A 25569-nucleotide genomic window follows, 5' to 3' on the forward strand; every position below is an offset into this window, starting at 1 on the left:
CTGCCCTTGGGCTACCGGAGCAGGCCGACCGCATTGACGCGTCGGCGAGCGCCGCCTTTCCGCCACTCCTCTGCACTCTCTTCCCCGCGCGCACGATTTTCCGCGATGAGTTGATCGACAATTTCACCGCAGGCAAAACAGCGCCAGGCCAGACGGTTTTCCTCGATGGGTTCGATACCCCAATCTCCTAGATCGAGGGGAAACATGAGGTTTTCGCATCGTTGGCAGTGCATAACGTTCCTCCCGTCACAAGACATGTGGGCGTGGGTGACCTGCCGATCATACGAAGCTTTCCTTTCCCCCAGCACTGGGAGAGACCCTGGTTTGCGGGGGCGGGCGGAGCGGGGTACTAGTTACGCAGCGACGCCGTGAGTCAAGGGATCTGCCTAGTGGGAATGGCAGAGCCCTCTCCGTACAGTCACCTCAGCAAGTCAACAAGGAGGTGCAGGATGGGGACCACAGGGAGGCGGAACGTCGTCAGGCTGGGCGGGACGCTCATGGCCTTTGCGGTGGTGCTCGTCTCAAATGCCATGGTTCATGCCGAGCGCGCAGGGCAGGAACATCGGTCCGCGGCGGATACTCGCATAGAGAAGACAAAGGAAAAAGGATTTGACGGCGTCGATTTCTCGTACGATCTGTTCGGGGGACCTCCCGGTCAATCGGCTGCACGATTGGCCGAGCAGACGATGGCCAAGGATACGGCGGAGAAACCGGAGGTCATGGCCAAGCAGACCACGCTCTTAAAAGACCGTTATCACCTGGAATGCAGAACGAATAGTTCCGCCCGCATGACCAAGGGAAAGTCCCAACCGATCGGACCGACGGTGAGGTTGAAGGAGGGGCTGAGCTGGGACGCGCTGGCTCGCCTGGATCCGGAAGACATTCGCAAGCAGAAGGCGTTTCCCCAGGGGTTTATGCGATTGCCGCATGTCAAACATGAGGTAGGGGGGATGGTATTTCCCCAGGAGCAGGTTGAACAATTTCCTCGGTTGGAACGATTTGACGTGGAGTTTGATCTGCCGGCCTGCTTTCGCCCTGAATTTCCTCCGCCTATTTTTCTGACGACGCATCCCGAATTGGGAGATGTGTCACAAGGCGAGGTGTTGAACGCCGACAATTTCGATCGATTGTTTCGGGGGCTGATCACTCCCGTGCAACTGGATGGGCTGAGGATGTTGGTGACGCAGTTTCCGCAGGAAGAGTTCAATGGGACGGCCGATCGCAAATCGGCCAAGCCCAGCCTTGGCGTGACGTGCTTGGACTGCCATGTAAACTTCCACACAACCGGCCAGTTTCATCTCAATCCCGATACTCGACCGCAACGCGACCGGCTGCGCCTCGACACCGTGAGTCTGCGCGGGATGTTCAATCAGCAACTCCATGGCTCTAAACGGAGTTTGCGATCCGTGGAAGATTTCACCGAATTCGAGCAGCGGACGGCCTATTTCAACGGCGATCACATTCGTGCCGCCAAGAAAGGGATGAATATCATCGACCGCTTGCAGGTCGCGCATATGGCCCAGATTCAAAACATGATCGATTTTCCTCCCGCGCCGAAACTCGATCCCATGACGGGGCGCCTGGATCGCACGCGGGCCGACCGGCAGGAAATCGCGGGCGAAGAGCTCTTTTTCGGCAAAGCGCGTTGCGCGCAATGCCACCAACCGCCGGCCTATACCGACCATATGATGCACGACCTGTTTCTGGAGCGATTTGGAGCGGAGGCCGACGGGCCTATCAAAACGTTCGTCTTGAGAGGCATCAAGGATTCGCCTCCTTATTTTCATGACGGACGACTGCTCACCTTGGAAGATACGGTCGAGTTTTTTAATGTCATCGGAGGACTGAAGCTCACGACGGATGAAAAGGCGGCCTTGGTCGCCTTTCTCCGTGCGTTGTGACGAAGGCGGAATGATCGGCGGAGCTGGTCTGGACAGAAGACAGCAGCTTCGAGGAGATATCATGGCACACGAATTCACCCATCAACCAAAAGTCTTGGCGCTCATTCTGGCCGGTGGAAAAGGAGAGCGTCTGATGCCGCTCACCGAGGTGCGCAGCAAACCGGCCGTACCCTTCGGGGGGACCTATCGCATCATCGACTTCGTGTTGAGCAATTTCTACAACTCCGGCATCACCGCCATCCATGTGATGGTCCAATATCGCTCGCAGTCGCTGATCGAACATCTTCGCCGCGCCTGGCGGATCGGGGATGGAGAAAGGCAGTTCGTGACGGTGGTCCCTCCACAAATGAACCTCCGCCGCGGTTGGTATGAAGGCACGGCCGACGCCATCTATCAAAATCTCAACCTGATTCAAGATGCCGCCCCCGATGTCGTGGCGGTGTTCGGGGCTGACCATATTTACCGGATGGATATCCGGCACATGCTCCGATTCCATCTGGAGCGCCAAGCGGATGTGTCGGTGGCCGCACTTCCGGTCCCTCTGGATTCTGCACAGGGATTCGGCATCATTGAAGTGGATCGCAACGATCGCATCATCGGGTTCCAGGAGAAACCATCGGAGCCGAAGGCGATGCCGATGCGGCCGGACCGCGCGTTATCATCCATGGGTAATTATCTTTTCACGACGGATGTACTGCTGAGAGCCTTGAGCGAAGATTCCGGCACAGAAGGCACCCATGATTTCGGGCGTGATATTTTGCCGCGCCTGCTGCATCACGAGCGAGTCATGGCCTACAACTTTCAGGACAACGACATCCCCGGTCTCAACTATTACGAAGAGCCCGGCTACTGGCGCGATGTGGGAACGATTCCAGCCTACTGGCAAGCCAATATGGATTTGCTGGGTGAAACGCCGCTCAATGATCTCCGAAATCCGGAATGGCCGATTCGCGGCGAATCGGCGAGGGGGCTCCCGGCAAGCCTGATCAACTGTTATGTGGATCACGCGCTGATCGGCGAGGGCAGTCGCATTGTCGAAGCAGACATCAGGCGCTGTGTCATCGGACGCCATGTCAAAATCGAACCGGGCGCGCAAATCGAGGACTCCGTGATCTTGGACCATACGTCCATCGGCGCCAAGGCACGGTTGCGTCGCGTCGTGATCGACCGCGGCAATGCCATTCCGGCCGGCTCCGTATTGGGCCATGATGAGGCCGGCGCGGCCCTATCGCCCGCCGTCACCTCATCCGGGCTGACCGTGTTGCCGAAAGCAGTGCTGCAACAGGATGTATCCAAGCAGCGCCTCTCCTCCACATGATCGCGGACAAAGAGCCTGAGCCGCCATGCCTCGCATTCCCGTCTCCACCTATCGGCTTCAGTTCAACCATTCTTTTACGTTTCGCGATGCCGCTCGAATCATTCCGTACTTGCATGCCCTCGGCATTACCGATTGCTACGCGTCCTCATTACTCAAAGCCGTGCCCGGGAGTCTGCACGGGTACGATTTGATCGATCCCGGCCTGTTGAATCCGGAGTTGGGCAGCGAAGAGGATTTTGCCTCGTTCACCGCGGCTCTGAAAACCTATGACATGGGATTGTTAATCGACGTGGTCCCCAATCACATGGGAATTCTCAGCGCGGAGAATCGGTGGTGGTGGGATGTGTTGGAAAACGGCCCTGGCTCCCGCTATGCCCCGGCATTCGACGTGGATTGGGCGCCTCTGAAGCGAGAACTCAACGAGAAAGTCCTGCTGCCCATCCTGGGAGAACAATACGGCACTGCCCTCGAACAGCAAGAAATTCGACTGCTGTATGAGGGGGGCGGGTTCGTGATCTCCTATTTCCAGCATCGACTCCCGACTACACCTGCATCCTGGGCTCGCATCCTGTCCTTCCAGATCGACGATCTGGCCGATCGTGTGGGCGAAGCTCAGCCTGCGGTCCAGGAACTACGGAGCATTGTGACGGCGTTGCGTCACTTGCCGCCTTCCTGCGAGAGGTCCCCCGACGACATTGCGGAACGTGATCGTGAAAAACAGCTCGCGAGGCGGCGTTTGGCGGCGTTGGTGTCCGACAGCCTGGACGTGCGGGACTCTATCGCGGCTACCGTCGAACGGTACAACGGGACGAAGGGCGTCTCCGACAGTTTTGACCTGCTCGATGCCTTCTTGAACGTACAGCATTACCGGCTGGCTTCTTGGCGAGTGGCGTCGGAAGAAATCAATTATCGGCGATTTTTTGACATCAACGAACTGGCGGCGATTCGTACCGAAGACCCTGAGGTTTTTGCAGAGTCGCACCGATTGATCTTCCGGTTGATCAAGAAGGGGATTGCGACGGGCCTGCGCATCGATCATGTGGACGGACTGTACGACCCCGAACATTACCTCCGGCAATTGCAGGACTGGGCGGCGGCCGAGCTGCCGCGACAGAGCGGCGGTGATCGTCCGTCCCTCTTCATCGTCGTGGAAAAGATTCTAGGGTCGGGCGAACAGTTACCGCGCACCTGGCCCGTGGCGGGGACGACCGGGTATGACTTTTTGAATGTGCTGAACGGATTGTTCGTGCGCACCGACCATGCCAAAGCAATGGAGACCGTCTATCGGAATCTGACGGGCGCGAGGCTGCCGTACGATGAACTGGTGTACCAATCCAAAAAGCTCATCATGCGCGCGTCGATGTCCAGCGAACTCAATGTGCTCGGGCACGTCGTGAATCGCCTGTCGGAACGCGACCGGCATTATCGCGATTTCACCTTGAATAGTCTGACGCATGCGGTGCGCGAGATCATCGCCTGCTTTCCCGTGTATCGATCATATGTGACGGCTGAGCGGGATGATGTGCTCGAACGGGATCGCCGCTTCATTCATCAGGCCGTCGCCTGCGCTGTGCAACGCAATCCGGCGGTGAGCCGGCAGGTATTCGATTTCGTGCGGGATCTGCTGCTGGGCACCCTAGCGCTCTCCAAGCACCTCACGACAGAAGAACGGATGCGCTTTGTGACCCGGTTCCAACAGACCACCGGGCCGGTCATGGCCAAAGGGGTTGAAGACACGGCCTGCTATATCTATAACCGCCTGATGTCGTTGAACGAGGTGGGAGGGGAGCCCGGAAGATTCGGCCTCACGTCGGAGCAGTTTCACCAGAGCATACGTGATCGATACGCAGGCTGGCCCCATGCGTTGTCCGCCACCTCCACGCACGACACCAAACGCGGAGAGGATGTTCGCGCCAGGCTGAACATCCTGTCGGAAATGCCGGATCGTTGGAGGAAGGCCGTCGCTCGATGGATGAGAATGAACAAACGCCATCGGACCGAATTGGAGGAAGGCCCGGCTCCCGAACGGAATGTGGAATATCTCTTGTATCAGACTCTGATCGGGACCTGGCCTGTGGGGCCGTTGGATGCCGGCCGGTATGAGGAGTTCATCAAACGGATCGAGCGGTACATGATCAAGGCCGTTCGAGAGGCGAAGGTGCGCACCAGTTGGGTGAACAGTCACGCGGCCTATGAGGATGCGCTCAAACACTTCGTTCGAGCGCTCCTGGAGCGTCGATCCGGCAACCAATTTTTGGAGGCCTTCCGTCCGTTTCAAGACATGGTGGCCAGATATGGCATGTATAACAGCCTCTCGATGGTCGTGCTGAAGGTCGCTGCCCCGGGCATTCCTGACTGTTATCAAGGGACAGAGTTGTGGGAACTCACGCTTGTTGATCCCGACAACCGCGCTCCAGTCGACTACGCGACCCGCGAGGTCATGATGGCGGAGTGTGTACGAATGGAGGAGCAAACGGGCGACGATCGAATTGCCGCTGTGAGGGCACTGTGCGACTCTTGGCAGGATGGGCGCATCAAGATGTTTCTCTTGCGCGTGGCACTCCATCATCGGCGGAACCAGGCGGCACTCTACCTGCATGGTGATTATGTACCGTTGGCCGCGCAGGGGCGCGATCAGTCCCGGCTCTGCGCCTTCGCTCGACTGCATCAGGACCAAGCGGTCGTGGCCGTTGCTCCGCGTTTCTTGGCGAGCCGGGAAACAGAACAGGCTGTTGGCTCTGTACTAGAGGCTCCGTGGCAGGACACGTCCGTGACGGTTCCGTCATGGAAAGCCGGATCGGTGTACCACCACCTGTTCACTGGGGAACGATTTGAAACGACATGTGACGGGCCGCATCAGGTGTTGCAGGTCGGAGCAATCCTCAGGCATTGCCCCGTGGCGTTGCTCATCCGTTCTGAGAAATAGCCTCGCATTCTTTCCTGTGTACGTCCCAATTCACTCCTTCTTTTTTTATCGTTCGGATTCTCTGCGACCCCGCGGCACCCTCGCTCCCGCTGTGCCGAACATTCTAGGGCCATTCCTAGCTACCTTCGGCCGGTCCCGGCGCTATCAATAACAGAAGGGGTAATCACAGCCTCACGTGGCAATCGCGGAGACGTGCCCATTCGTCTCATTTCACAAGAAGGAGGATTCAGATGGCCATTCATACAGGTCGACGGTTGTTATCCGCATCGACGATCGAGGGCCTGCCGGTGCACAATCAGGCCGGCGAGGATCTGGGTGAAATTCATGCGCTCATGATCGATCTCGAAAACGGACGTATCGCGTATGCGGTCCTTTCATTCGGAGGGTTTCTGGGGCTTGGAGACAAACTCTTTGCGCTCCCGTGGGAAGCACTCACGCTGTCGGCCGGGGGCGACTTCTTCATCCTAAATGTGGCCCGAGAGCGGCTGGAGCAAGGAGAAGGATTTGATAAGGACCGATGGCCGGACATGGCCGATACGGCTTGGGGCGAACGCCTGCATACCTATTATGGCTATAAGCCCTATTGGTGAGCTTCGCGACAATCTGAGGCAACATCCTCTGCCAGAGCACGAGGGGCAAGACGCAACCGGCTCGATAGGGGAAGATCAAGTTGCGGGGCATGAGCGGCACCAGCGGATTGCCCTCAAGGCAAGCGTCGGGCGTCGAGGGTGGCGATCTGAATAGTCAACGGTAAGCAGGTTCACGCTTGATGAGGCGACGAAGGGGCGGGCTCTCAGCCGAGAGTCCGCCCCTTCTTGTGTGGACGACGCCTTCGGGTGGCTAACGCTGCTCTGAGCAGGCGAGTCCGCTTGCTTCTGCTGTGTGGAGCGAGTCAGCTAGGAATGGTTGACCGAGCAGCTGGTGATACACCTCAACATAGTCCCGAGCCATCCGCTCAATGGTGAAACGTGATTCAAAGGCCTGCCGGCACTCATGCCTGGACAGCAGTGGAATGCATGTCGGCGCGGCAAGCAGTTCCTCGAAGGTCTGGCAGATCACGCCGCTCACTCCCTGTTCGAGAATCTCGGTCACACAGCCAGCGGCATAGGCAATGACCGGAGTCCCGCAGGCCAGTGATTCGACCAGTTCGGGACAGAATGGTTCCGTCTGTTGATATGGAGCGATCAAGGCATGGGCATGGCCGAGAAAATCGTCTTTTTCCGAATTGGTGAGTTCGCCGACCAATTCGACCAGCGGATGGTCCAGCAATGGTTCGATGACCGTCTGGTAGTACTCCGCATGGCTCGGGTCAACCGTGGCACCGATACGCAATGGCATGCCGGTATGTTTGGACAGTGCGATCGCGTGATCGAGGCCGGTTTCCGGCATGATGCGACCGAGGAATGCCAGATACCGCCCCGGCTCGAAGCGAGGGGAGAAGAGATCGCCAGGAAATCCAGGGTGGATCGTGCTGTGCCAATTTGCCCAAGCCAGCGGCTCGCGTTGCGCGTCCGAGAGTGACACCAGTGACATATCGGAAAATTTTCGGAAGACAGGCAGCAGTTCCGGCGCGTCGAGACGAGTATGAAGCGTGGAGAGAACCGGTGTGTTGCAACGGCGTGCCAGAGGAAAGGGGAGGAACCCCAAATGCGAATGGATGACATCGAACGTGTCTGGAGTTGCAAATGCTCGCTCCATGAGCGTGATGAGTGGCGCATCGTAATTTGAGATCCCCGACGACAGATGCAGGGATTGTGGGCATGTGGCGACCAGTCTGGCGGAAGTCACGGAATCGCCGCTGGCGAAGAGGGTGACCTCATGACCTTGGCGAACCAATGCTTCCGTGAGATACGAAATCGTCTGTTCGGTGCGGCCGCTCAGCACGGGAGGGATGCTCTCTCGGAGCGGGGCGAGCTGTGCGATCTTCATGATCACTCCTTTGATCTGACGGGACGGGTGTATGAATGGCGATGATGTCCGGAGGCCGTTCGGTTACCTCCTGGGTTGATGCCTAGGTCGTGTGATCTTAGATGACACTATGGCGCCAGCCCTACTAGGCGTCTCCCTAGCAAGAGGCCAGGCGCAGGAGAAGATGCGGAGAGAGGATGGTTATCGTTTGACCGCTCGAATGCCGATCACGACTTCGTAGTCGCGATCGTAATGGTCGAGCTCTTCGCGGCGCAGCTCCGAACTGATCAGCCCCTGGAGACTGGCGGTTGCGGCTAACACATTGCCGTAGGTGGACACGGTGATGTCCTCGGGCCGAAAAATGTCTTCAAACAACATGCGTGCGGACAGCGATGTGAAACGCCAATATTCACCCCAGGTATCCATGTCGAAACGGGCAATCTGACTGATACCCGGAACCACGGCCAGCACCACCCCGTCCGGTTTTAAGATGCGGGCGACCGTGCGAAGCGCGGCTCGTACGTCATAGATGAACTGTAAGGTAAACGTGAGAATGACACAGTCGAAACTGTTGGATGGAATGTGTGGCGCATGAGTCAGATCGCCGTTGATCGTGGATCCTGGCGAGTCGGCATGGAGATGAAGAATCTCGGAGCGAGTGACCCGGTCCTGGCCGAATTGCGTCGTATACCGGTTGTCGCCGATCTCCAACACCTGTCCGTGAATGTCAGTGCCATACGCAGGAAAGAAGTGCCCCTCTGTGTAGTATCGGTCGATGGGTTGGCCGGCCTGCCATCCGAAATCGCGTCGGATCGGGTGAACGCGCCGCAAGGAGTGGCCCCATCGCCAATCAAGACCCAGTCCGTTGGGCTCGCCGAGGAAGGTGACTCGGACTTGCTGATAGAGGGTGTCGCCCAACACCTTGCGGATGGTGTGTTTGAATGGCCAGGCGACCCCGGAAATGAGGTGGTTTCGGATGCGCACTTCTCCTCGTACGGCTAGTATGTTACCTGGTCGCATTCTAGTAAGTTTGCCAGTGATATGCATGTAGTTTTTACTCGTACGAGGCATCCCTAACGTACGGCCGGAGGTGGAGGTGTGGGAGGAGGGGTGAGACTGCGAGGTGTGGATTGTTCTGGATCGATGGCCATATGCGGGTCAACGACGGGCGGTGGTATGACGGCCTCCGGGCTTGGGGGAGGTATATGGTCCGGTTGTTTGAGAATGCCAGGATCGATCTGTGACGGGGTGGGCGGTTGCGGCGGGTTGGTCTTGGGAGCGGGCACCGACGGGGTGGACGGCGGCCTCTCCGGTTCTGGTTCCGCCAGTGCTAGGGTCATCGGGATGAATCCGAGAAGCGACATGGCAAGAATCAACGTAGGTCTCGACCGTGTCACGATGTCCCTCCCTTCGTGAGAGTGGCGATACGCCCTATGTGAGATCGCCGGCAGCACTCGGCTCAACCGGGGTGATGCCGTGTCGGGACATGCCGCGTTCAGACCTTGCGGCGTCGAGTCGCGGGCTGCCGTACCGGCATCACCTTGGCCATGGTGTGTTCAACCGTGCCGATCACCTTTCCTAAGACGGTCCCTATCGCCCGCCCGACCTGCCGGGCGTTCCGTGCAGACATCGGAGTGATTGTACCGGTTGCGGTTCCCTTCCTCGTCCGTCGGGAGTCTTGAGGAGAGTCCTTCGCGTTCTTGCGTGCAATCACGCGAGGCGTCGGATCGATCGTTCTGCCTGCAGCACGCCGCTGTGACACAACGTGCTTCTTGCGACCTTGTGAGGGGCTGGATGTCGCGCGTTTCATGAGTGCTCCTTACGAAAGGTGAAAGGCGGTGTAGTCCACTTGCTCGATCCTTCATGGCGGGGGCCTGTGCGTACTGCCTCGCTACTCGTCACGGTATCGCCTGTCGTTGCGGGCTCCTACTGGGTAACCTCCTAGTTTTATGCGAGACCGTGCTCCACGGGAGTACAGGCAGATGACGAGGGAGTAGGTTCCCCCGCTTCCAACAGCATGGTTCTATGCCGTGGACCTCTTCGAGCTAGGGGTTTCACTAGGGTCAGACGGGCGGCAACTGTTCTATAAGGAGACAGCATCAAACATCTACGTACATGTTGAGGGGGGGACGCGAGCGCGTGAGTGCATTCGTCATGTGCCGGCGAAGGATCCTTATTGTCTTCTGGATCGTGAGTACGATGTTGAATCCACACTTCTCGGTCTGTGGGTGGACGTCTGAGGAGGCCTGGGGAGAGGAGCCAACCCCTATCGCGGGAGAAGAGTTTCGCACGACCCTCTTTGGGGAAGACATCTACGTGCCGCCGCGAGATCGTCGGAGTGTCACGGCCATCAGTTTCGGTATTCAGGCACTTCCCAACGGGCCGAGCCAGATGGAAGCACTGCCGTTCGGCGCGCTGTACCTCTGGAGAAACTGGGACGATGACAATCGCCGGCTGCGAGGGACCTTCTCGGGGGTGGTGAATGATGTCGATTACACCATCGGTCTACGGGACTATCCGAACTGGTCGCTCCTGTTCACCTGGGACAACTTCATCCTTCCCATGGGACGCTCTGAATATGTCCAGGGGCAGCGCCAGAGGGGCACAGAACTGGAGTGGAGTTATGCCTTCGCCGGCGCCGGGCTAGGGTATCGCCTGCCGGTGCATCCGTTTCGGCAGGACAGTGCCGTCAATATTTCCGTTACCTATGAGGCCGGGTATCGGTGGTTCAAGGGTACCGGTCACACCGCGTCCGACTACGGAGTCCCCAAGGATACCTATGAAGGACGCATCCATTTTCGAATTCGCGCCGATGCGTTGAAGCGTAATCTGATGGAATTGCCGCATGAAGGGATCACCCTGGGCGGTGACCTGTTGCACGGTCATCGGGCCAAGTGGGACCGATGGGGCGGCGCCCCGTTCGATACGCCTGATTTCAAGAAGGAACGCACCTACATTCAGGCGAGCGCCTATGCGCTGGTGGCGACGGGATTGCCGTTTGTGGAGAGTGAAAAACATCGCCTGCTCACGAGCGTGCATGCCGGAATCGGCAAAGACCTGGATCGCTTTTCCGCCTTCCGGCTTCCCGGGCGTCCAACGGGATACGAGTGGGAAGCCATTTCTCTCCCCATGATCCACGGCGTGGCATTCAATGAACTGTTTCCCACGCGGTATGCGGTGGCGAATCTTCAATATCGCTATGAAGCGTTGTTTTTCCTCTATCCCTATGTCGAGGCCACATGGGGCCTGGTCGAACGGCCTGTGTTCACCTCTGGCACCGCCGTGAAACAGATCACAGATTCGATGCCTGCGCTCGGCGGAGGGGTGGTGACGGGGGCTCCCTGGAAATCACAAGTCGAGCTCAATTACACGTATAACTTCGGCATCTATCGCGACCCCGGCGGCGCTCCTCCGACCAAGGGGGGACATGGTCTGATCATCTTCTGGTCCAAGCAACTGTAACGAGGGAAGGCCCCTCGCTATCACGTGGAGAGAGTGGTAGGATTTTTCATCGCCCTGCTCAATTTCCCCTCTAGCCCGGAGCGCTGTCATGAAACCCAGAGTCCTCATCGCTGACGACCATACACTCGTGGCTGAAGGTATCGAAAAACTGCTGGAGCGTGAGTGTGAACTGTGCGGAAGAGTCGCGGACGGTCGAGCCCTTGTGCAGGCCGTTGAGCGTGACCGGCCGGATATTGCGCTTGTGGACATCGCGCTTCCGCTCCTCAACGGATTGGATGCCTGCCGACAAATCAAAAAATCCGCTCCAGACGTGAAGTTGCTCGTACTCACCATGCATGGCGAGCAGTACTTCGTGACGGAAGCGTTTCGAGCGGGTGTCTCCGGGTATGTCCTCAAGCAGTCTGTGGCTGAAGAGCTGGTGTTTGCCATCAGGGAAGTATTGAAGGGACGCATGTACGTGTCTCCGAGCGTGGCCGAGAATCTGGTCGAGCAGGCCCTCCATCCCAGCGCGGCGCAGCCGTCCGCCGACACCGCCTCACAGGATGGACTGAGTGTGCGCCAGCGGGAAGTGTTGCAGCTGATCGCAGAGGGGCAGTCAACGAAGGAGATTGCGTCGACCCTGAATGTCTCGATCAAGACGGTGGAGTTTCATAAAACGCGGATCATGAAACAGCTCGGTGTGCACAGCACAGCCGAACTGACCAAGCACGCCATCGCGATCGGCCTGATTGCGATGCCTCAACAGCCGACGGTTCCCGAGTCGAGGGTGTAGGCGTCAGGATGGTGGGTCATCCAGCGTGGTGAGACCTTGTGAGAGCGCGAAGCGCGTCAGTTCGGCCGTCGTGTGGATGCCCAGGCGTCTGGTGATATTCCCTTTGTGAAATTCTACGGCCTTTGCCGAGACCTTCAGTTCCGCCGCGATTTCCTTGGTGGAGAACCCCTTCGTCAGCAGTTGGAGGACCGCTTGCTGGCGGGGCGTCAGCTTGGAGGAGAATCCCTCCGGCTTCACCCAGGGCGTTTCGATCGCGTCCTGCACTTCCAGCGACAATTGCGGTGAGATATACCGTCGATTCTTCAGTGCTGCGGTGAGCGCCGACAAGAGTTCGGTCGACGCCGATTGCTTCAGCACATACCCGATGGCCCCCAGATCGAAGGCCTGTGAAATGTAAAATGGCTCGCTCATCATCGTGACGAAGATCAATTTGGCTTGGGGCACGCTTGCTCGAAGTTGCCGTGTCACATCCAGCCCGTTCATGGTCGGCATGGAAATGTCGAGCAGGATAATGTCGGGAGCCAGCGCCGGCGCAATACGCAGCAGCTCCTCTCCGTTCAACGCGGACCCGACCACGTCATATTCCGGTTCCAGCAATTGCCGATAGGCTTCCAGGACGATGCTGTGGTCGTCGGCGATCACGAGACGCGCTTTCGGCACGGACTCCTCCCTTCTGCGAGTCATACACTGTCTGCTTCAGCATACCAGGCCCAGCCCGAGCAATGACAGGTCTCACGCCCGCAGGGTTCTTCATCTAACACAGCCAGTGGTTCCAGTGTCCCTAGGGAATCCCCTCAGTCATCGCAGCGCCAGGGCATCACCTAGTAGGAGGAGGGAGGCAGCCGTGGTAGCGTGACTCCATAAGAACGCCGGTCACCATTCATCCAAGATCCGTCATGGAGGTGTCTCATGAACAAGCCTGACCTGTATCGCGTCAAGTCTTACGATCTCTTTGGATTGACCGGCATCTCAGATGACACGCTCCGTATGCACGTTGGACTCTATGAGGGCTATGTCAACGCTACCAATGCCCTGCATGCCCAGTTGGAGGAATTCCGTCGAGGTGGAAGAGTCGATCAAGAGGCCATGCCGGCCTATTCGGAACTCACCAGACGGTTGGGTTTTGAATACAACGGCATGGTGCTGCACGAGTACTATTTCGGGAACCTCCTACCGGGAGGCGGCGCACGTCCTGCGGAGGAATCGGGATTCGGGCGTGCTGTTGCCAGGACGTTCGGCGACTTTGAGCGGTGGAAGGCTGATTTTTGCAGCGTCGGGATGTTGCGGGGTGTAGGGTGGGCCATCTGCAATGTCGATCCGTCCAGCGGGTTGCTTTCCAATCATTGGGTCACGCTCCACGAACACGGCAACGTCGCCGGGTTTCAGCCGGTGCTGGTCATGGATGTGTGGGAGCATGCCTACTTGCTGGATTACAAACCCGGTGAGCGGATGCAGTACATCGACGCATTTTTTGAGAATGTGGCCTGGAGTGCCGTCGAAGAGCGTATGCAGGCTGGACTGTCCCCGGTGCTGGTTCATCGATGAAGGGGTACATGATGAGAAGCCACTGGTGTACGACGTTCCCCGATCCATCGCCCCCTGATCCGGCTCCGCTTCCGGATCCGACGCCTAGTCCATTTCCGCCGGATCCGTTTCCGCCGCCAATTCCTCCATACCCGACGAAGCCACCCATTCCTCAGTTACGGTGGGACACGAGTCACGCACGGGTGAGACCTGAATGGACACATGGGCGGCATGGTATGGCTCGATGGGAATTCCGTCGGCTGCATTCGAGAAGGCATAGACCACCAATGCCGGATGGTCGATCGAGAAGGAGACTGTGTATGGACGCTTCACACAAAGCTGACCTCATTCGTCCCTGGATCGATCCGGATGAACGGGTGACGGTCGACTTTCAGAATGAACGAGGGTTGAACGGGGAAGTCATCGAATGCGACGGCCAAACGGTGACCGTCCTGCTGGAGACGGCCTTCCCGCACTACCGCCAACATGTGACGCTTCCGCTGAGCATGATCTCCATCGGCGAAGACAATGGGCACTATACGAGAAACCCCGACAAGCCGCTCCGGTATGAACGGCTTCGCCTCGTCGTGCATGAGGACAGGCCGCAAGCCGTCTGATGATTCGCAGGAGCCGCCGATGAATGACGATCATCGACACACCGATCTTCCAAGACCCATGCCGGCTGGGACGCGTCGCCCGACAGCGGGGATCTACCGGGAGTCGCTCCGGAACGAGCAGTTGGGGTTGCTGCCGGGAGACGTCAAGCAGGTCAAAGAAGTCATGAGCTCGAAGGTGACCACGGCAACCCCACGGACAAGTCTCACCGAGGCGGCTGGATTGATGAAGAAACTCGATGTGCCCGTGGTCGTGGTGTACGACGGGGCGCGGCTGAAAGGCATGCTCACGGAACGTGACATGGCACTCAGTCAAGCCATTCAACGCGCGTCGCCGAAGGCGGCGATCGAGCGTTTCATGCGCACCTCGATCCCGCCCTGTTTTGACGATGATCTCCTCAGGGATGCCCTCGACCTCATGCGTGCGTCCAAGCTGGAGTGGCTTCCTGTGCTGGATCGTCGGCATCGCCTCGTCGGGGTCCTACCCATCTATGTTCCTCAGCCCTGACTCTCAAGGGAATTCGAGCGTTAGGGCTAGGGACCTGCCTAGTCCTCTCCTGTATGCGGCTCGCCTACTGTGAGCACAACAGATATCCGCTGCACCGGTCTTCCATCCAGAAACGAGGATTTATGCAGATGCTGCAACCGTCGTCGATCTCCTCCGGAGTCGCCTGCATTCTTGCGATTTGTGCGTTGGCGGTCGGGGTGCAATCTAGGCACATGGTCTCTCGATTCACTACAGCCAGCAAGGAGGTCGAGGTATTGGGGTGCGAGTCAGCGTGGCCGCATCTTCGGTCAGACATCACATCAGAATGAACCACGTCGTCGCGTCAATCTCAGTCATGTTCATGAAAGGAGCGACTATGAGCCGCACAAAAGGACAGTCTTCATTCGTTCAGGATATCCAGGCCCTCAGAGATCGGGCTCGCCAGCATATTGAGGATGGAGCACAGACCGCGGATGACCGGGCGGATCGCGACACCGTGCTGCGGTTGCTCAACGAGGCCTTGGCCACGGAGATCGTCTGCGTCCTGCGCTATCGTCGGCACTATTTCATGGCGCAGGGGATGAATGCGGAGAGCGTGAAGGCTGAATTCCTCACCCATGCGGGAGAAGAACAGATCCATGCCGATCAATTGGCTGCGCGCATCGTGCAACTGGGCGGGGAACCCAACCTGTCGCCGGCCGGTCTGACGGAGCGGAGTCATAGCGAGTATGTGGAAGGAGATGATCTTGAGGAGATGATCAAGGAAGATCTGGTGGCCGAACGTATCGCCATCGAAAGTTATCGAGACATGATTGCCTTCGTGCGGAACGACGATCCGACGACCCGGCGCCTATTGGAAGAGATCCTCGCCAAGGAAGAGGAACATGCTGAGGATCTAGTCAGCCTATTGAAGTAACTCCATCCCCGAGATGGGCGGCGCCTGTTTGAACGCCGCCGTGCGGGCACTCGAACAGGAGATCGCATGAAGGTATGGCCAGGCCGACCTTATCCGCTGGGGGCAACGTGGGATGGGGAGGGGGTGAACGTCTCCCTGTTCTCCGAGAATGCGACGTCGGTGGAGTTGTGTCTCTTTGACGGGCCGGACGCCTCTCAGGAATCTCATCGGATTCGAGTGGAGGAACGGACCAATCAAACGTGGCATGCCTATCTGCCGGAGGGACGCCCTGGCCTCCATTACGGGTTTCGAGTCAACGGCCCCTATGACCCGCCCGCGGGACACCGGTTCAATCCGGCAAAGCTGTTGCTTGACCCCTATGCCAAATCCATCGCCGATACCATTCGGTTGTCGGATCGCATGTTCGGCTACCAGCTTGGTGATGCCGAGAGCGATCTCGTGCGTGATGATCGCGACAATGCGGAAGATATGCCGAAGTGTGTCGTGGTGGATCAAGCCTTTAGCTGGGGGGGCGATCGCCTGCTCCACACGCCGTGGTCAAAAACAGTGATCTACGAAGTGCACGTCAAGGGATTCACGGCCAGGCATCCGCATGTGCCGGAACATTTGCGTGGCACGTATGCCGGGTTATCGACGCCGGCGGTCATCGAATATCTTCAAGGGTTGGGAGTGACGGCCGTCGAGCTCTTGCCCGTGCATCATGCGGTGCAGGACAAACATCTGACGGATCAGGGGCTGACGAACTATTGGGGGTATAACACCATCGGATTTTTTGCGCCGGACATGCGCTACGCGGCGTCACCCGTCCGTGGGCGGCATGTGCGGGAGTTCAAGACGATGGTGAAGACTCTACACAGCGCCGGCATCGAGGTCATTCTGGATGTGGTCTATAACCATACGGCCGAGGGCAATCACCTTGGGCCGACGCTGTCCTTTCGCGGCATCGACAATGCGGCCTACTACCGCCTCATGGCCGACGACCCCCGCTATTACATGGACTACACTGGGTGTGGGAACAGTCTGAATGTCCGGCATCCGCGAACGCTCCAGTTGATCATGGACAGTTTGCGGTATTGGGTGCTGGATATGCACGTGGATGGGTTTCGATTCGACCTCGCCTCCACATTGGCAAGAGAACTTCATGAAGTGGATCGTCTGAGCGCGTTTTTCGACATCATTCACCAGGACCCCATTCTCTCTCAGGTGAAGTTGATTGCAGAGCCGTGGGATCTCGGAGCCGGGGGATATCAGGTCGGCAATTTCCCCGTGGGGTGGGCGGAATGGAACGGCAAGTACCGTGATGCGATTCGACGCTACTGGAAAGGAGACGGTGGGCAAGTCGCCGAGTTGGCCTATCGGCTCTCCGGCAGCAGTGATTTGTATGAGACGAGCGGGCGGCGCCCGTTCGCCAGCATCAACTTCATCACGGCGCATGATGGTTTCAGCCTACACGATCTGGTCTCGTACAACGAGAAACATAACGAGGCCAACGGTGAGGGCAACCAGGACGGTCACAATGACAACCTCAGTTGGAATTGTGGTGTCGAAGGCCCTACCGACGATCGCGCGGTTCTGGATCTGCGTCTCCAGCAGAAGCGGAATATGTTGACCACGCTGTTGCTGTCGCAGGGGGTGCCCATGCTCTGCGGGGGAGATGAAATCGGGCGGACTCAGCAGGGTAATAACAACGCCTATTGCCAGGACAACGAACTCAGTTGGCACGAGTGGAATCTGACGTCGGAAGACCGCGTCCTGCTCGGATTCGTCCGGCAGCTGATCGCGTTGCGTCAGCAACACCCGGTCTTTCGTCGTCGCCGGTTCTTTCAGGGACGGCAGATCCATGGGTCAGAAATTAAAGATATCGTCTGGCTGCGTCCGGATGGCAACGAAATGGATGAGGCGGACTGGAGTCAAGGCTATCTGCGTGCCTTGGGCATCGTGTTGGCAGGGGATGCCATTGAGGAAACGGATGCCCGCGGGAATCCGATTGTGGACGACACGTTCTTGCTACTCCTGAACGCGCACCATGAAGCGATTCCGTTTCTGTTGCCGGCCGGCGAGGGCAGTGCCGCCTGGGGCGTTGTGCTGGACACCAGCACCGGCGGCATGGCGCACCAGGGCACCTTTGTCGTCGGCACCTATAGCATTGCACCCCGTTCCATGGCTGTCTTGTGTCGACGTTCGGCGGTCTCATCGTAATCGAGTGATCCTGTCCCACGCGTCTCTTTTCAGATCCATCCGGATCGGTTCGTTCCCCTCGCGCCGGCAAGAGCCGTCTCTCATCGTGAACAATGCGTACTGTGCGGTGCCACGTGAGGGCTTGTTCGCGTGAAAACTAGGGGTATGTCCAGGCGTTCTCCTGGGTATTCGGCGGTATACGTAGCCTAGACCAGGCGGGAGGTGCGTATGAAGATCCGGAAGGTCGATGGAGTGAAGGCGAAGGTGGTGGTCACCGTCGGCGACGATGATGGCGAGAGCACCATCATCCTGTATCGTGGCGGCAAGACCGGCCTGGCGTTTCGACCTCCGGCGAATCGGATTCTGAAAGACGCCGCCCGATCCAGCCGTACCGTAGATGCCACGCACGCAGACGCGTCAGTCTCCGCGGCATTACCACATCAACCAAGGAGGGGCTCAATGAACACGGACCAGTTCAAAGGAAAGTGGGTGCAGTTCAAAGGGGAGGTGAAGAAGCAATGGGGGAAATTCACGGACGATGACTTAATGCAGATCGAGGGCGACTACGACAAATTCGTGGGCCGGGTGCAGGAGCGCTATGGAGACAAGAAGGATGAAATCGTCCGATGGGCCGACGATTGGTACAGGCGGCAGGGGCAATCGTCCCCAGCGCAGCGCGAGGCTCAGCGGCCTCGTTGACGTAGGTCGCCTCAACGATAACCCTTTACTAAGGAAACGGAGTAGGGAAGATGAAACAAGCCATCGCAATTGCGCTGTTGTCCGGCTTGGTGACGAGTCCAGCCTGGGCAGTATTCGAAACTAATGCACAGTTGGCCGCTTCTGCAACGGTGTCCTTGGAGGATGCGGTGAAACATGCCTTGAAAGCCGTTCCCGGAAAGGCCGTGGAGGCTGAAATCGGAAAGGAAGACGGCCGGACGGTCTATGAGGTCGAAATCATCGACATCAACAACAAGACGCAGAAGGTGTATGTCGATGCGCAGAACGGTCAGATCACGAGTGACCGATGAGGATGAGGGGAGGAGTCCGGCTGACCCTCAGGCAGGGCGCCCCCGGATCGACGCCATCGAAAGGACGGCATCATGACATTACGACCGCGACTGCTGAGTATGACACTGATAGGTGTGGCTCTGACCGCGGGGATGGCGCAGGCGGAGCAAGGGCCAGCAACAGTCTGCATCGGTCTCCACGCCGACACCGGTTCGGCCATGGTCGTGGTGAACCAGGATCAGTTTGAAGGCAAATGGAAGCAGTTCAAGGGCGAATTGAAGAAACAGTGGGGTGAGTTTACCGACGACGACTTGTTGGCCATCGAAGGCCGCGTCGACAAACTCGAGGGCAAGATTCAGGAACGGTATGGCGACCGCCGGGAAGAGGTGAAACGGTGGGTCGATGAGTGGTTCGATCACCACGGCAGCCGTCCGCGCGAGTCATGACAAATGCCCACACGGCAGATTTATTCACAAGGAGTCCTATGATGACACGATTGATCTTCCCGGTTGTGCTGACGATTGGAGTTGCGTTGACGGCCTGGGGGCTGCCCATACCGGCGATCGCGACGGCGGCCGATGACAAGAATCTCTTCGAACAGATCGATATCGGATTGTTGTCCATCGGTGGTCGAGCCACGTACGTCGATCCAAAAGACGGATCTAGTCGGTGGTTCGGGGGCGGTCAGGTACGGCTGCACCCCTCACGCTATCTGGCCTTCGAAGGGTCGGTCGACTATCGACGCAATGACATCGGCGACACACGTGTCCATACCTATCCTGTGCAGGTGTCTGCGCTCATTTATCCACTTGGCACGACCAGGCTTGCACCGTTTCTGTTGGGCGGTGGAGGCTGGTACTACACCACGGTCAAGGGACCTGGCGGCTTCGACGACACCCAGAATCGATTCGGCGCCCATGCCGGCGGGGGATTGCAGTTCTTCTTCAATAAGCATGTCTCGATCGACAGCACCTACCGATACATCTGGCTGGAGAAGATCCAATCCAAGGACCAGAACATCGTAGATAAGAAGTTTCAGGACAACGGGCACATGGTGACGGTCGGCGTCAACTTCCATTTTTAAGCGGCTGCACTCGCCAGTTGAGTACACATGAAGTGTGGGAGTGTGGCGGGGAAGGTGTGCCCCACGACGAGGGTGAGGTGCCTCCTGGATTGTCGGGTTCGTCCTGTCAGGGGTAAGCGATGGCCCTAGTGCGTGCGGGGTGGGATGACTCTATCGCCGGGTATGCGGCCTTGATGGTGGAATCCGACTGTCACCATCCCGGGTGCCATCATTCATGTGAAGGACGGAGGCGTGGTCGTCTCCGTCCCACGTCTCGGCGAGGTCCGGTAGCTCAGGCATCGGTCATGATTGAGTGTGGAATGAAGTACACGGTCCGTGCGTGTTCCTCTGAACGCGGGGTCATGGGTAGACTAACCGTTCGTCAGCTGAGAGAGGTATCATCATGCTAAGCTGGGCAGTTACATTTCTTGTCATCGGGCTCATCGCCGGCGTGCTGGGCGTATCAGGCGTGGCGGGCACTGCGACCCACATCGCCTATGTCTTGTTCGTCGTGTTTCTGATTCTTGCGGCGATCGGGATGGTCATGGGGAAACGTCCCCCTGTGGCCTGAGGGAGAACAGGGCCCTCATCGGCCGGCGCGAACGGTGTTGACGATCGCTTCATACAGTTGGCCGGCGGCGCGTTCTTTGGTCACGAAGACCGCCGCACCGGCGCTGAGCATCGCTTCCTCGATGTGGCGTTCGTTCTGGACGGACAACCCGATGATCACGATGTCCGGATGGGTGGCGAGGATTTGGCGTGTCGCCTCAATGCCGTCGACTTTCGGCATATTGATGTCCATCACCACCACGTCCGGTTCGAGGGTCGCCGTGAGCGCGATCGCGGCCTCTCCATCGCCGGCTTCTCCGATCACGTCGAGATCTTCATAGCTGTCCAATACACTGCGCAATCCTTGCCGTACCATCGCGTGGTCATCGACGAGCAACACGCGTAGCCGTTGGGAGGAGATCGCCCGTGTCCTCGACTGATGCAGGTGTTCTGCTGCGATGGACCGGGCTGAGGGCGCGGTTGTTTCCACGGGAACGGTGATGGTGACGGTCGTTCCCTGTCCTTCTCCCGACAGTAAACTCAAATGTCCGCCGATGGCTTCCACACGCTCTTGCACGTTAAAGAGCCCGAATTGTCCGGGGTGATCGCGATCCGTTTCCAGAAGGGTCTCCGGATCAAACCCGCGTCCACCATCGGCGACGGTGATGGTCGTCCAATTCCCCGGGCTTGGCCTCAGCGTGATCGAGGCTTCGGCCGTCTCGGCATGTTTGACGACATTGAACAGCAGCTCCCGAACGCTCTGGTAGAGGATCACGGCACGTTCCTCAGCCATGGGAAGGTGTTCAATCTCGCAGTGGAGCGAGACGCTGAGCCCATGGGTTCTCATTTGGCTCGCTAACCATTTGAGCGCAGCGGGGAGACCGAATTGATACAAGACCTGCGGACTCAATTCTGCGACCAGCGACCGGGTATAGTTGAGCGATTGCGTGAACACGTCGTCGGTCTCGCTCAACAATTGCTGGGCTTTCGGGTCCTTCACCTGTGGCCTGGCCTGACCGAGCTTCATTCGTCCGACGACCAACAGTTGGGCCAGGTAATCGTGTAGTTCGGTGGCCAGTCGGCGACGTTCCTGCTGTTCCGTCGTACTGAGATCCGAGGCCAGGGCGCGCAATCGGGACTGTGAGCGCTGCAGCGCTCGCGTGCGTTCGTCGACCCGCTTTTCGAGTTCGACGGTCCACCGCTGGAGTTGTTCCTCCGCGTGCTTGCGGTCGGTGATATCGATCGCCGCGCCGAGATAGCCCGTCAGCAGGCCGGTTTCCGTCAACAGCGGAACCCCGCGGTCCAGGATCCAGCCATACGTCCCGTCCTGCCGACGCAGACGATATTCCAATTCAAACGGCTCATGACCAGAGCAGTGTGTGTTGTATGATTGGACGAACATCGCCCGATCATCGGGATGAATGTTGGTGAGGCGGCCGTTACCCAATTCCTCCTCGAGCGCGCGTCCCGTATAGTCAAGCCAGGATCGGTTCAGCCAGGTGCACAGTCGGTCCGGCCCCGCCATCCAGACCAGCACCGGCGTGGCATCGGCCAGCATACGGAAGTGGGCTTCGCTCTCACGCAACGTCGCTTCCGCCCGTTTCCGTTCCGTGATGTCGAACATCACCCCGGTAATCTGCCGCGGGTGGCCGGTGGAATCCGGGAGGACTTGGCCGGTGATTGCAATCCAGGCTTCCGTGAGCGGAGCCTGGCGCAGCACGCGACACTCCAGAGCGTATGAGCCTCGGTTGACGACCGCTTCTTCGATGGCCGCCTGCACCTGTTCCCAGTCATCCGGGTGAATGAGGCGGCCGAAAGAGGCCAGCGTCCCGCCGAAGCTCATGGCCGATACACCGAGCATGACTTCCAATTCAGGCGACAATGCGAGGGTGTGATTGTCGAGATCTTGATGAAACGTGCCCATACGCCCGGCTCTCAATGCCAGGCGATGACGAGCTTCCCGCTGTTGCAGAATTTGCAGGATGTGTTTTTTCTGACCGTCGGTTTTGTTCAGGCTGCCGGCCAGCACCCAGAGCGAGGTGAGCATGATCAACATGACCGCAGCCACGGCCAAGGCGACTCCGAAGTTGAAGTCGTAATAGCCTGATCGTTGCGCGGTGATGCGGATCCACCCGGCAAGAATCGGGAGGCCGATGGCAAAGGGCAGCATGCGTCGCAGCATCACCCCGCCGAGATCATCGCACATCAGCGTGGCCATGAATCCTCTCGTCGGCCTCGCGGCAAGTATTCCGAGACCGATCAGAAACAACAGGGTGGCGGTGTACAGCGAGACCGTGGAGAAACTACCGACCTGGTAGAGGGACCGTACCCCATAAAGATAGCCGACCAGCGCGATGGCGCCCATGGTCATTCCGGCCAGTGCCGCATATTGGGAGGGATGCTGGTCGTTCGACACCGGTTGGTCGAGGGTGATCAATGCGAGAGACAACAGCAGGGTGAGACAGGCGGTGAGGGGTGCCATGCGTCCAGGGTGCAAGGCGGTGTCGATATCGATGTCGTGCGTGAACCAGAGATCGATACCGATGTTGATACCGAAGACGTATTCAGCCAGGGTAAGTCCGGCAAGGAGGCTTGCGACGCCGGCGGCAGTCTGGGCGCATCGTCGGCGAAGCCGGGTCACTGCCGATTCGTCCGCCAGCAACCACAACGCAAGCCCGCAGGAGAGGATCGACATCACGGTGACGGGCTTGATCGTCCGCAAGGATGGATGGAGGGCGGACACCCAGGAAGGGTCATAGGTCCAGGACAGCAGAACGAGCAGTGGCCAGATGATGGCCGCGAGGGCCGCGAAGCGAGTGACAGACGGCAGGAGCTGCAGGACTGGAGTCATGAGGACCGCTCACTGTCTGGCATACAAACCTATAGTCACAACCTTGGTGCGTCCCTTGGTGCGTCGATGGGTGAGCCAAGCGATGGGCATGGCAACACGCCGGCATGGATCAACGTGACGCGATCTGTTTCGAAGAGAGGGCGCAGTGGTGATCGGATGTGAGCGATCCGTGACACGCATCATCGTACCGAGTCTGAAGGCCAGAGAGTACTGGGGAATCCCCTAGTTCAGTGCCTGTGACTCCCGTCCCTGTCAGGAGGCGACAGGGCAGTGACGGAGAATGATGTCGTAGAGCTGGCCCGCGGCGGATTCTTTGGGGAGAAAGTCCGCGGCGCCGGCCTCGGTCATCGCAAGTTTCACCTGCGGGTCGTTTCTGACCGAAATGCCGATGATGGCCATGGACGAATGCTCACGCCGCAGGAGGCGCGTGGCTTCGACACCGTCGATGAGCGGCAGATTGACATCCATGACCACGACATCGGGCTGGAGCGATCGCGCCATGATCACGGCATCCTGCCCGTTGGCGGCCTCTCCCACGACCGTCAGATCCGTATAACTGTCCAGGATACTGCGCAGGCCCTGTCGGACCATGGCGTGGTCATCCACCAGCAACACCTTCACCGTCTTTGCCTGATCGTTCTCCAGGGTGGTCATGGAGGGGGTGGACCCCACTTGCCCGCCGGCGGACGGAGCGCCGGCGGCCTGAACCAGCGGAAGATGCAGAATGGCGATCGTTCCGACGCCAGGGGCGGACGACAATTCGCATTCTCCTCCCAACAATTCCATCCGTTCGCGGATACTCAGCAATCCGAATTTGCCATGGGGCTCTCCCGGGTTGGTGATGTTCGCGACATCGAATCCCACGCCCTCATCTTCGACGCAAATCCACAACTCCTCCTGCGTATCGACGCTGACTGTCAACGTTGCCTGATCGGTCTTGGCATGTTTGATAATGTTGAACAGCAATTCGCGGACGGACTGAAAGAGGAGCACGGCCTGATCGTCGGGCAGCGTAAATGGTTTGCTGCCGAGTTCGACCGACACGCGGAGGTTATGCTGCTTCATCTGCTCGCCCAACCACAGCAACGACTTGGCCAATCCAAATTGATAGAGAATTTGCGGACTGAGTTCGGCGACGAGAGAGCGGGTATAGGTGAGCGCTTGGTCCAGCATGGTATCCACCTGCACAAGGTTGCTGGAGACAGCCGGGTCACCGACTCGTGGAATGATCTGGGAAAGGCGCAGTCGGCTCGCGACGACCAATTGTGCCAGGTAATCGTGCAGTTCGGTGGCCAGTCTTCGCCGCTCACGTTGTTCCGTCAGCGTGAGTTCGGACGCCAAGGCGCGTAGGCGCTCCTGGGAAGCCAGGAGTTCCCGTGTGCGTTCCGTGATACGCGCTTCCAGCTCGCTGGCGGATTCCTGCAGTTGTTGCTCGGCGTGCTTCCGTTCGGTGAGATCCACCAGCATGTTTACGGTGCCGAATAACTCCTCCGCTTCGTTTCGCAACGGAGTCGAGTGGTGAGTGACTGGAATCAGCGTTCCGTCAGGCCGTTGGATCTTTGCTTCGAGACCGAGGATCGGGCGGCCACGCGTCAGCGCCTGACGGAGGGGGCAATCATCATCGGTCAGTGGTCGACCGTCGGGTCCACTCAGACGCCAGGAGCCGGACCAGTAGGTGACGCCGGGTGTCGGGCGGCACCCCCACAGATCGACCGCCGCCTGGTTGTAGTGTGTAATCAAGCCCTCCGCATTGGTGGTGAACACCGCAGCGGGGAGCGCTTCTACCAGATGGGCCAAGTGACGTTCCGCCTCTTTGTGTTCGGTGATATCCCTGGCGATCTTGGATGCCCCGACGATACGGCCCCGGCCGTCCTTGATCGGCGAGACCGTCAGCGAAATGTCGACGAGTGAACCGTTTTTGCGTTGTCGCACGGTCTCGTAGTGATCGATCCGGTGGCCTTGACGAATCTGTTCCAGAATACGCGGTTCTTCATCGAAACGGTCTTTGGGGATGAGGCGTTGCACCGGCTGTCCGATCATGTCCTCTGCGGTATAACCGAAGAGGCGTTGGGCGCCGCGGTTCCAACTCATG

24 protein-coding genes are annotated in these 25569 nt (G+C 58.6%); 16 read left to right on the plus strand and 8 right to left on the minus strand.

Annotated elements, in window-relative coordinates; translation table 11 throughout:
- Nucleotides 1-11: 11 nt before the first annotated feature.
- Complete coding sequence (locus JNL86_04370) at nt 12-233, minus strand: hypothetical protein (protein ID MBL8042134.1); 222 nt, start codon at nt 231-233, stop codon at nt 12-14.
- Nucleotides 234-449: 216 nt separating this feature from the next.
- Here JNL86_04370 and JNL86_04375 point away from each other — a divergent pair, with 216 nt between their 5' ends.
- The 4 genes from JNL86_04375 (at nt 450) to JNL86_04390 (ending at nt 6735) form a co-directional block, all read left to right on the plus strand.
- Nucleotides 450-1901, plus strand: a complete 1452-nt coding sequence (locus JNL86_04375) for a hypothetical protein (GenBank protein MBL8042135.1) — start codon at nt 450-452, stop codon at nt 1899-1901.
- A gap of 61 nt (nt 1902-1962) precedes the next feature.
- Nucleotides 1963-3219, plus strand: a complete 1257-nt coding sequence (gene glgC, locus JNL86_04380) for a glucose-1-phosphate adenylyltransferase (protein ID MBL8042136.1) — start codon at nt 1963-1965, stop codon at nt 3217-3219.
- Between the two features lie 25 nt (nt 3220-3244).
- The gene (gene treY / locus JNL86_04385) at nt 3245-6145 is read left to right on the plus strand and encodes a malto-oligosyltrehalose synthase (protein ID MBL8042137.1); all 2901 of its coding nucleotides are present in this window, start codon (nt 3245-3247) and stop codon (nt 6143-6145) included.
- 230 nt (nt 6146-6375) lie between these two features.
- The gene (locus tag JNL86_04390) at nt 6376-6735 is read left to right on the plus strand and encodes a PRC-barrel domain-containing protein (GenBank protein MBL8042138.1); all 360 of its coding nucleotides are present in this window, start codon (nt 6376-6378) and stop codon (nt 6733-6735) included.
- A 250-nt stretch (nt 6736-6985) separates the two neighbouring features.
- Here the strand turns inward: JNL86_04390 and JNL86_04395 are convergent, their stop codons facing one another.
- The 3 genes from JNL86_04395 to JNL86_04405 all read right to left on the minus strand — a co-directional run bounded on the left by JNL86_04395 (nt 6986) and on the right by JNL86_04405 (nt 9863).
- Nucleotides 6986-8074, minus strand: coding sequence for a glycosyltransferase family 4 protein (locus JNL86_04395; protein ID MBL8042139.1), 1089 nt, complete (start codon nt 8072-8074; stop codon nt 6986-6988).
- A 180-nt stretch (nt 8075-8254) separates the two neighbouring features.
- Nucleotides 8255-9073 carry a class I SAM-dependent methyltransferase gene (locus tag JNL86_04400; protein MBL8042140.1) on the minus strand — a complete coding sequence of 273 codons (819 nt, stop codon included), beginning with the start codon at nt 9071-9073 and terminating at the stop codon, nt 8255-8257.
- A gap of 475 nt (nt 9074-9548) precedes the next feature.
- Complete coding sequence (locus JNL86_04405) at nt 9549-9863, minus strand: hypothetical protein (protein ID MBL8042141.1); 315 nt, start codon at nt 9861-9863, stop codon at nt 9549-9551.
- A gap of 389 nt (nt 9864-10252) precedes the next feature.
- On the opposite strand from JNL86_04405, the gene JNL86_04410 reads away from it, so the two are divergent.
- Together JNL86_04410 and JNL86_04415 are read left to right on the plus strand one after the other, a co-directional pair.
- On the plus strand, nt 10253-11515 hold the full coding sequence (locus JNL86_04410) for a hypothetical protein (protein MBL8042142.1): 1263 nt from the start codon (nt 10253-10255) through the stop codon (nt 11513-11515).
- An 88-nt stretch (nt 11516-11603) separates the two neighbouring features.
- A complete protein-coding gene (locus JNL86_04415; protein MBL8042143.1) occupies nt 11604-12287 on the plus strand; it encodes a response regulator transcription factor in 684 nt (227 codons plus the stop codon).
- Between the two features lie 3 nt (nt 12288-12290).
- Here the strand turns inward: JNL86_04415 and JNL86_04420 are convergent, their stop codons facing one another.
- Complete coding sequence (locus JNL86_04420; GenBank protein MBL8042144.1) at nt 12291-12947, minus strand: response regulator transcription factor; 657 nt, start codon at nt 12945-12947, stop codon at nt 12291-12293.
- A 249-nt stretch (nt 12948-13196) separates the two neighbouring features.
- Between JNL86_04420 and JNL86_04425 the strand changes: the two genes are divergently transcribed.
- Nucleotides 13197-13832 (plus strand): superoxide dismutase, encoded by a 636-nt coding sequence (locus JNL86_04425; GenBank protein ID MBL8042145.1) that lies wholly within the window; start codon nt 13197-13199, stop codon nt 13830-13832.
- A gap of 84 nt (nt 13833-13916) precedes the next feature.
- On the opposite strand, the gene JNL86_04430 is transcribed toward JNL86_04425, so the two are convergent.
- Entirely contained in the window at nt 13917-14144 is a 228-nt protein-coding gene (locus JNL86_04430) for a hypothetical protein (GenBank protein MBL8042146.1), read from the minus strand.
- Here JNL86_04430 and JNL86_04435 point away from each other — a divergent pair.
- The 9 genes from JNL86_04435 (at nt 14132) to JNL86_04475 (ending at nt 20648) form a co-directional block, all read left to right on the plus strand.
- The gene (locus tag JNL86_04435; GenBank protein ID MBL8042147.1) at nt 14132-14428 is read left to right on the plus strand and encodes a hypothetical protein; all 297 of its coding nucleotides are present in this window, start codon (nt 14132-14134) and stop codon (nt 14426-14428) included. The genes JNL86_04430 and JNL86_04435 overlap by 13 nt on opposite strands.
- A gap of 19 nt (nt 14429-14447) precedes the next feature.
- Nucleotides 14448-14933 carry a CBS domain-containing protein gene (locus JNL86_04440; GenBank protein MBL8042148.1) on the plus strand — a complete coding sequence of 162 codons (486 nt, stop codon included), beginning with the start codon at nt 14448-14450 and terminating at the stop codon, nt 14931-14933.
- A 355-nt stretch (nt 14934-15288) separates the two neighbouring features.
- A complete protein-coding gene (locus JNL86_04445; protein ID MBL8042149.1) occupies nt 15289-15828 on the plus strand; it encodes a bacterioferritin in 540 nt (179 codons plus the stop codon).
- A gap of 66 nt (nt 15829-15894) precedes the next feature.
- Nucleotides 15895-18027, plus strand: a complete 2133-nt coding sequence (gene glgX / locus JNL86_04450) for a glycogen debranching protein GlgX (protein MBL8042150.1) — start codon at nt 15895-15897, stop codon at nt 18025-18027.
- A gap of 438 nt (nt 18028-18465) precedes the next feature.
- On the plus strand, nt 18466-18705 hold the full coding sequence (locus tag JNL86_04455; GenBank protein MBL8042151.1) for a CsbD family protein: 240 nt from the start codon (nt 18466-18468) through the stop codon (nt 18703-18705).
- Between the two features lie 50 nt (nt 18706-18755).
- On the plus strand, nt 18756-19034 hold the full coding sequence (locus JNL86_04460) for a PepSY domain-containing protein (GenBank protein ID MBL8042152.1): 279 nt from the start codon (nt 18756-18758) through the stop codon (nt 19032-19034).
- A gap of 207 nt (nt 19035-19241) precedes the next feature.
- Nucleotides 19242-19460 (plus strand): CsbD family protein, encoded by a 219-nt coding sequence (locus JNL86_04465; protein MBL8042153.1) that lies wholly within the window; start codon nt 19242-19244, stop codon nt 19458-19460.
- A gap of 38 nt (nt 19461-19498) precedes the next feature.
- Complete coding sequence (locus tag JNL86_04470; GenBank protein ID MBL8042154.1) at nt 19499-20098, plus strand: porin family protein; 600 nt, start codon at nt 19499-19501, stop codon at nt 20096-20098.
- Between the two features lie 382 nt (nt 20099-20480).
- Nucleotides 20481-20648 carry a DUF1328 domain-containing protein gene (locus JNL86_04475; protein MBL8042155.1) on the plus strand — a complete coding sequence of 56 codons (168 nt, stop codon included), beginning with the start codon at nt 20481-20483 and terminating at the stop codon, nt 20646-20648.
- Nucleotides 20649-20663: 15 nt separating this feature from the next.
- Here JNL86_04475 and JNL86_04480 read toward each other — a convergent pair whose 3' ends face one another.
- Complete coding sequence (locus tag JNL86_04480) at nt 20664-23477, minus strand: PAS domain-containing protein (GenBank protein ID MBL8042156.1); 2814 nt, start codon at nt 23475-23477, stop codon at nt 20664-20666.
- A gap of 252 nt (nt 23478-23729) precedes the next feature.
- Nucleotides 23730-25569, minus strand: a 1840-nt coding sequence (locus JNL86_04485; protein MBL8042157.1) for a PAS domain S-box protein, incomplete at its 5' end; no start/stop codon positions are given.

The organism is Nitrospira sp., assembly GCA_016788885.1.
Classification (GTDB): domain Bacteria; phylum Nitrospirota; class Nitrospiria; order Nitrospirales; family Nitrospiraceae; genus Nitrospira_A.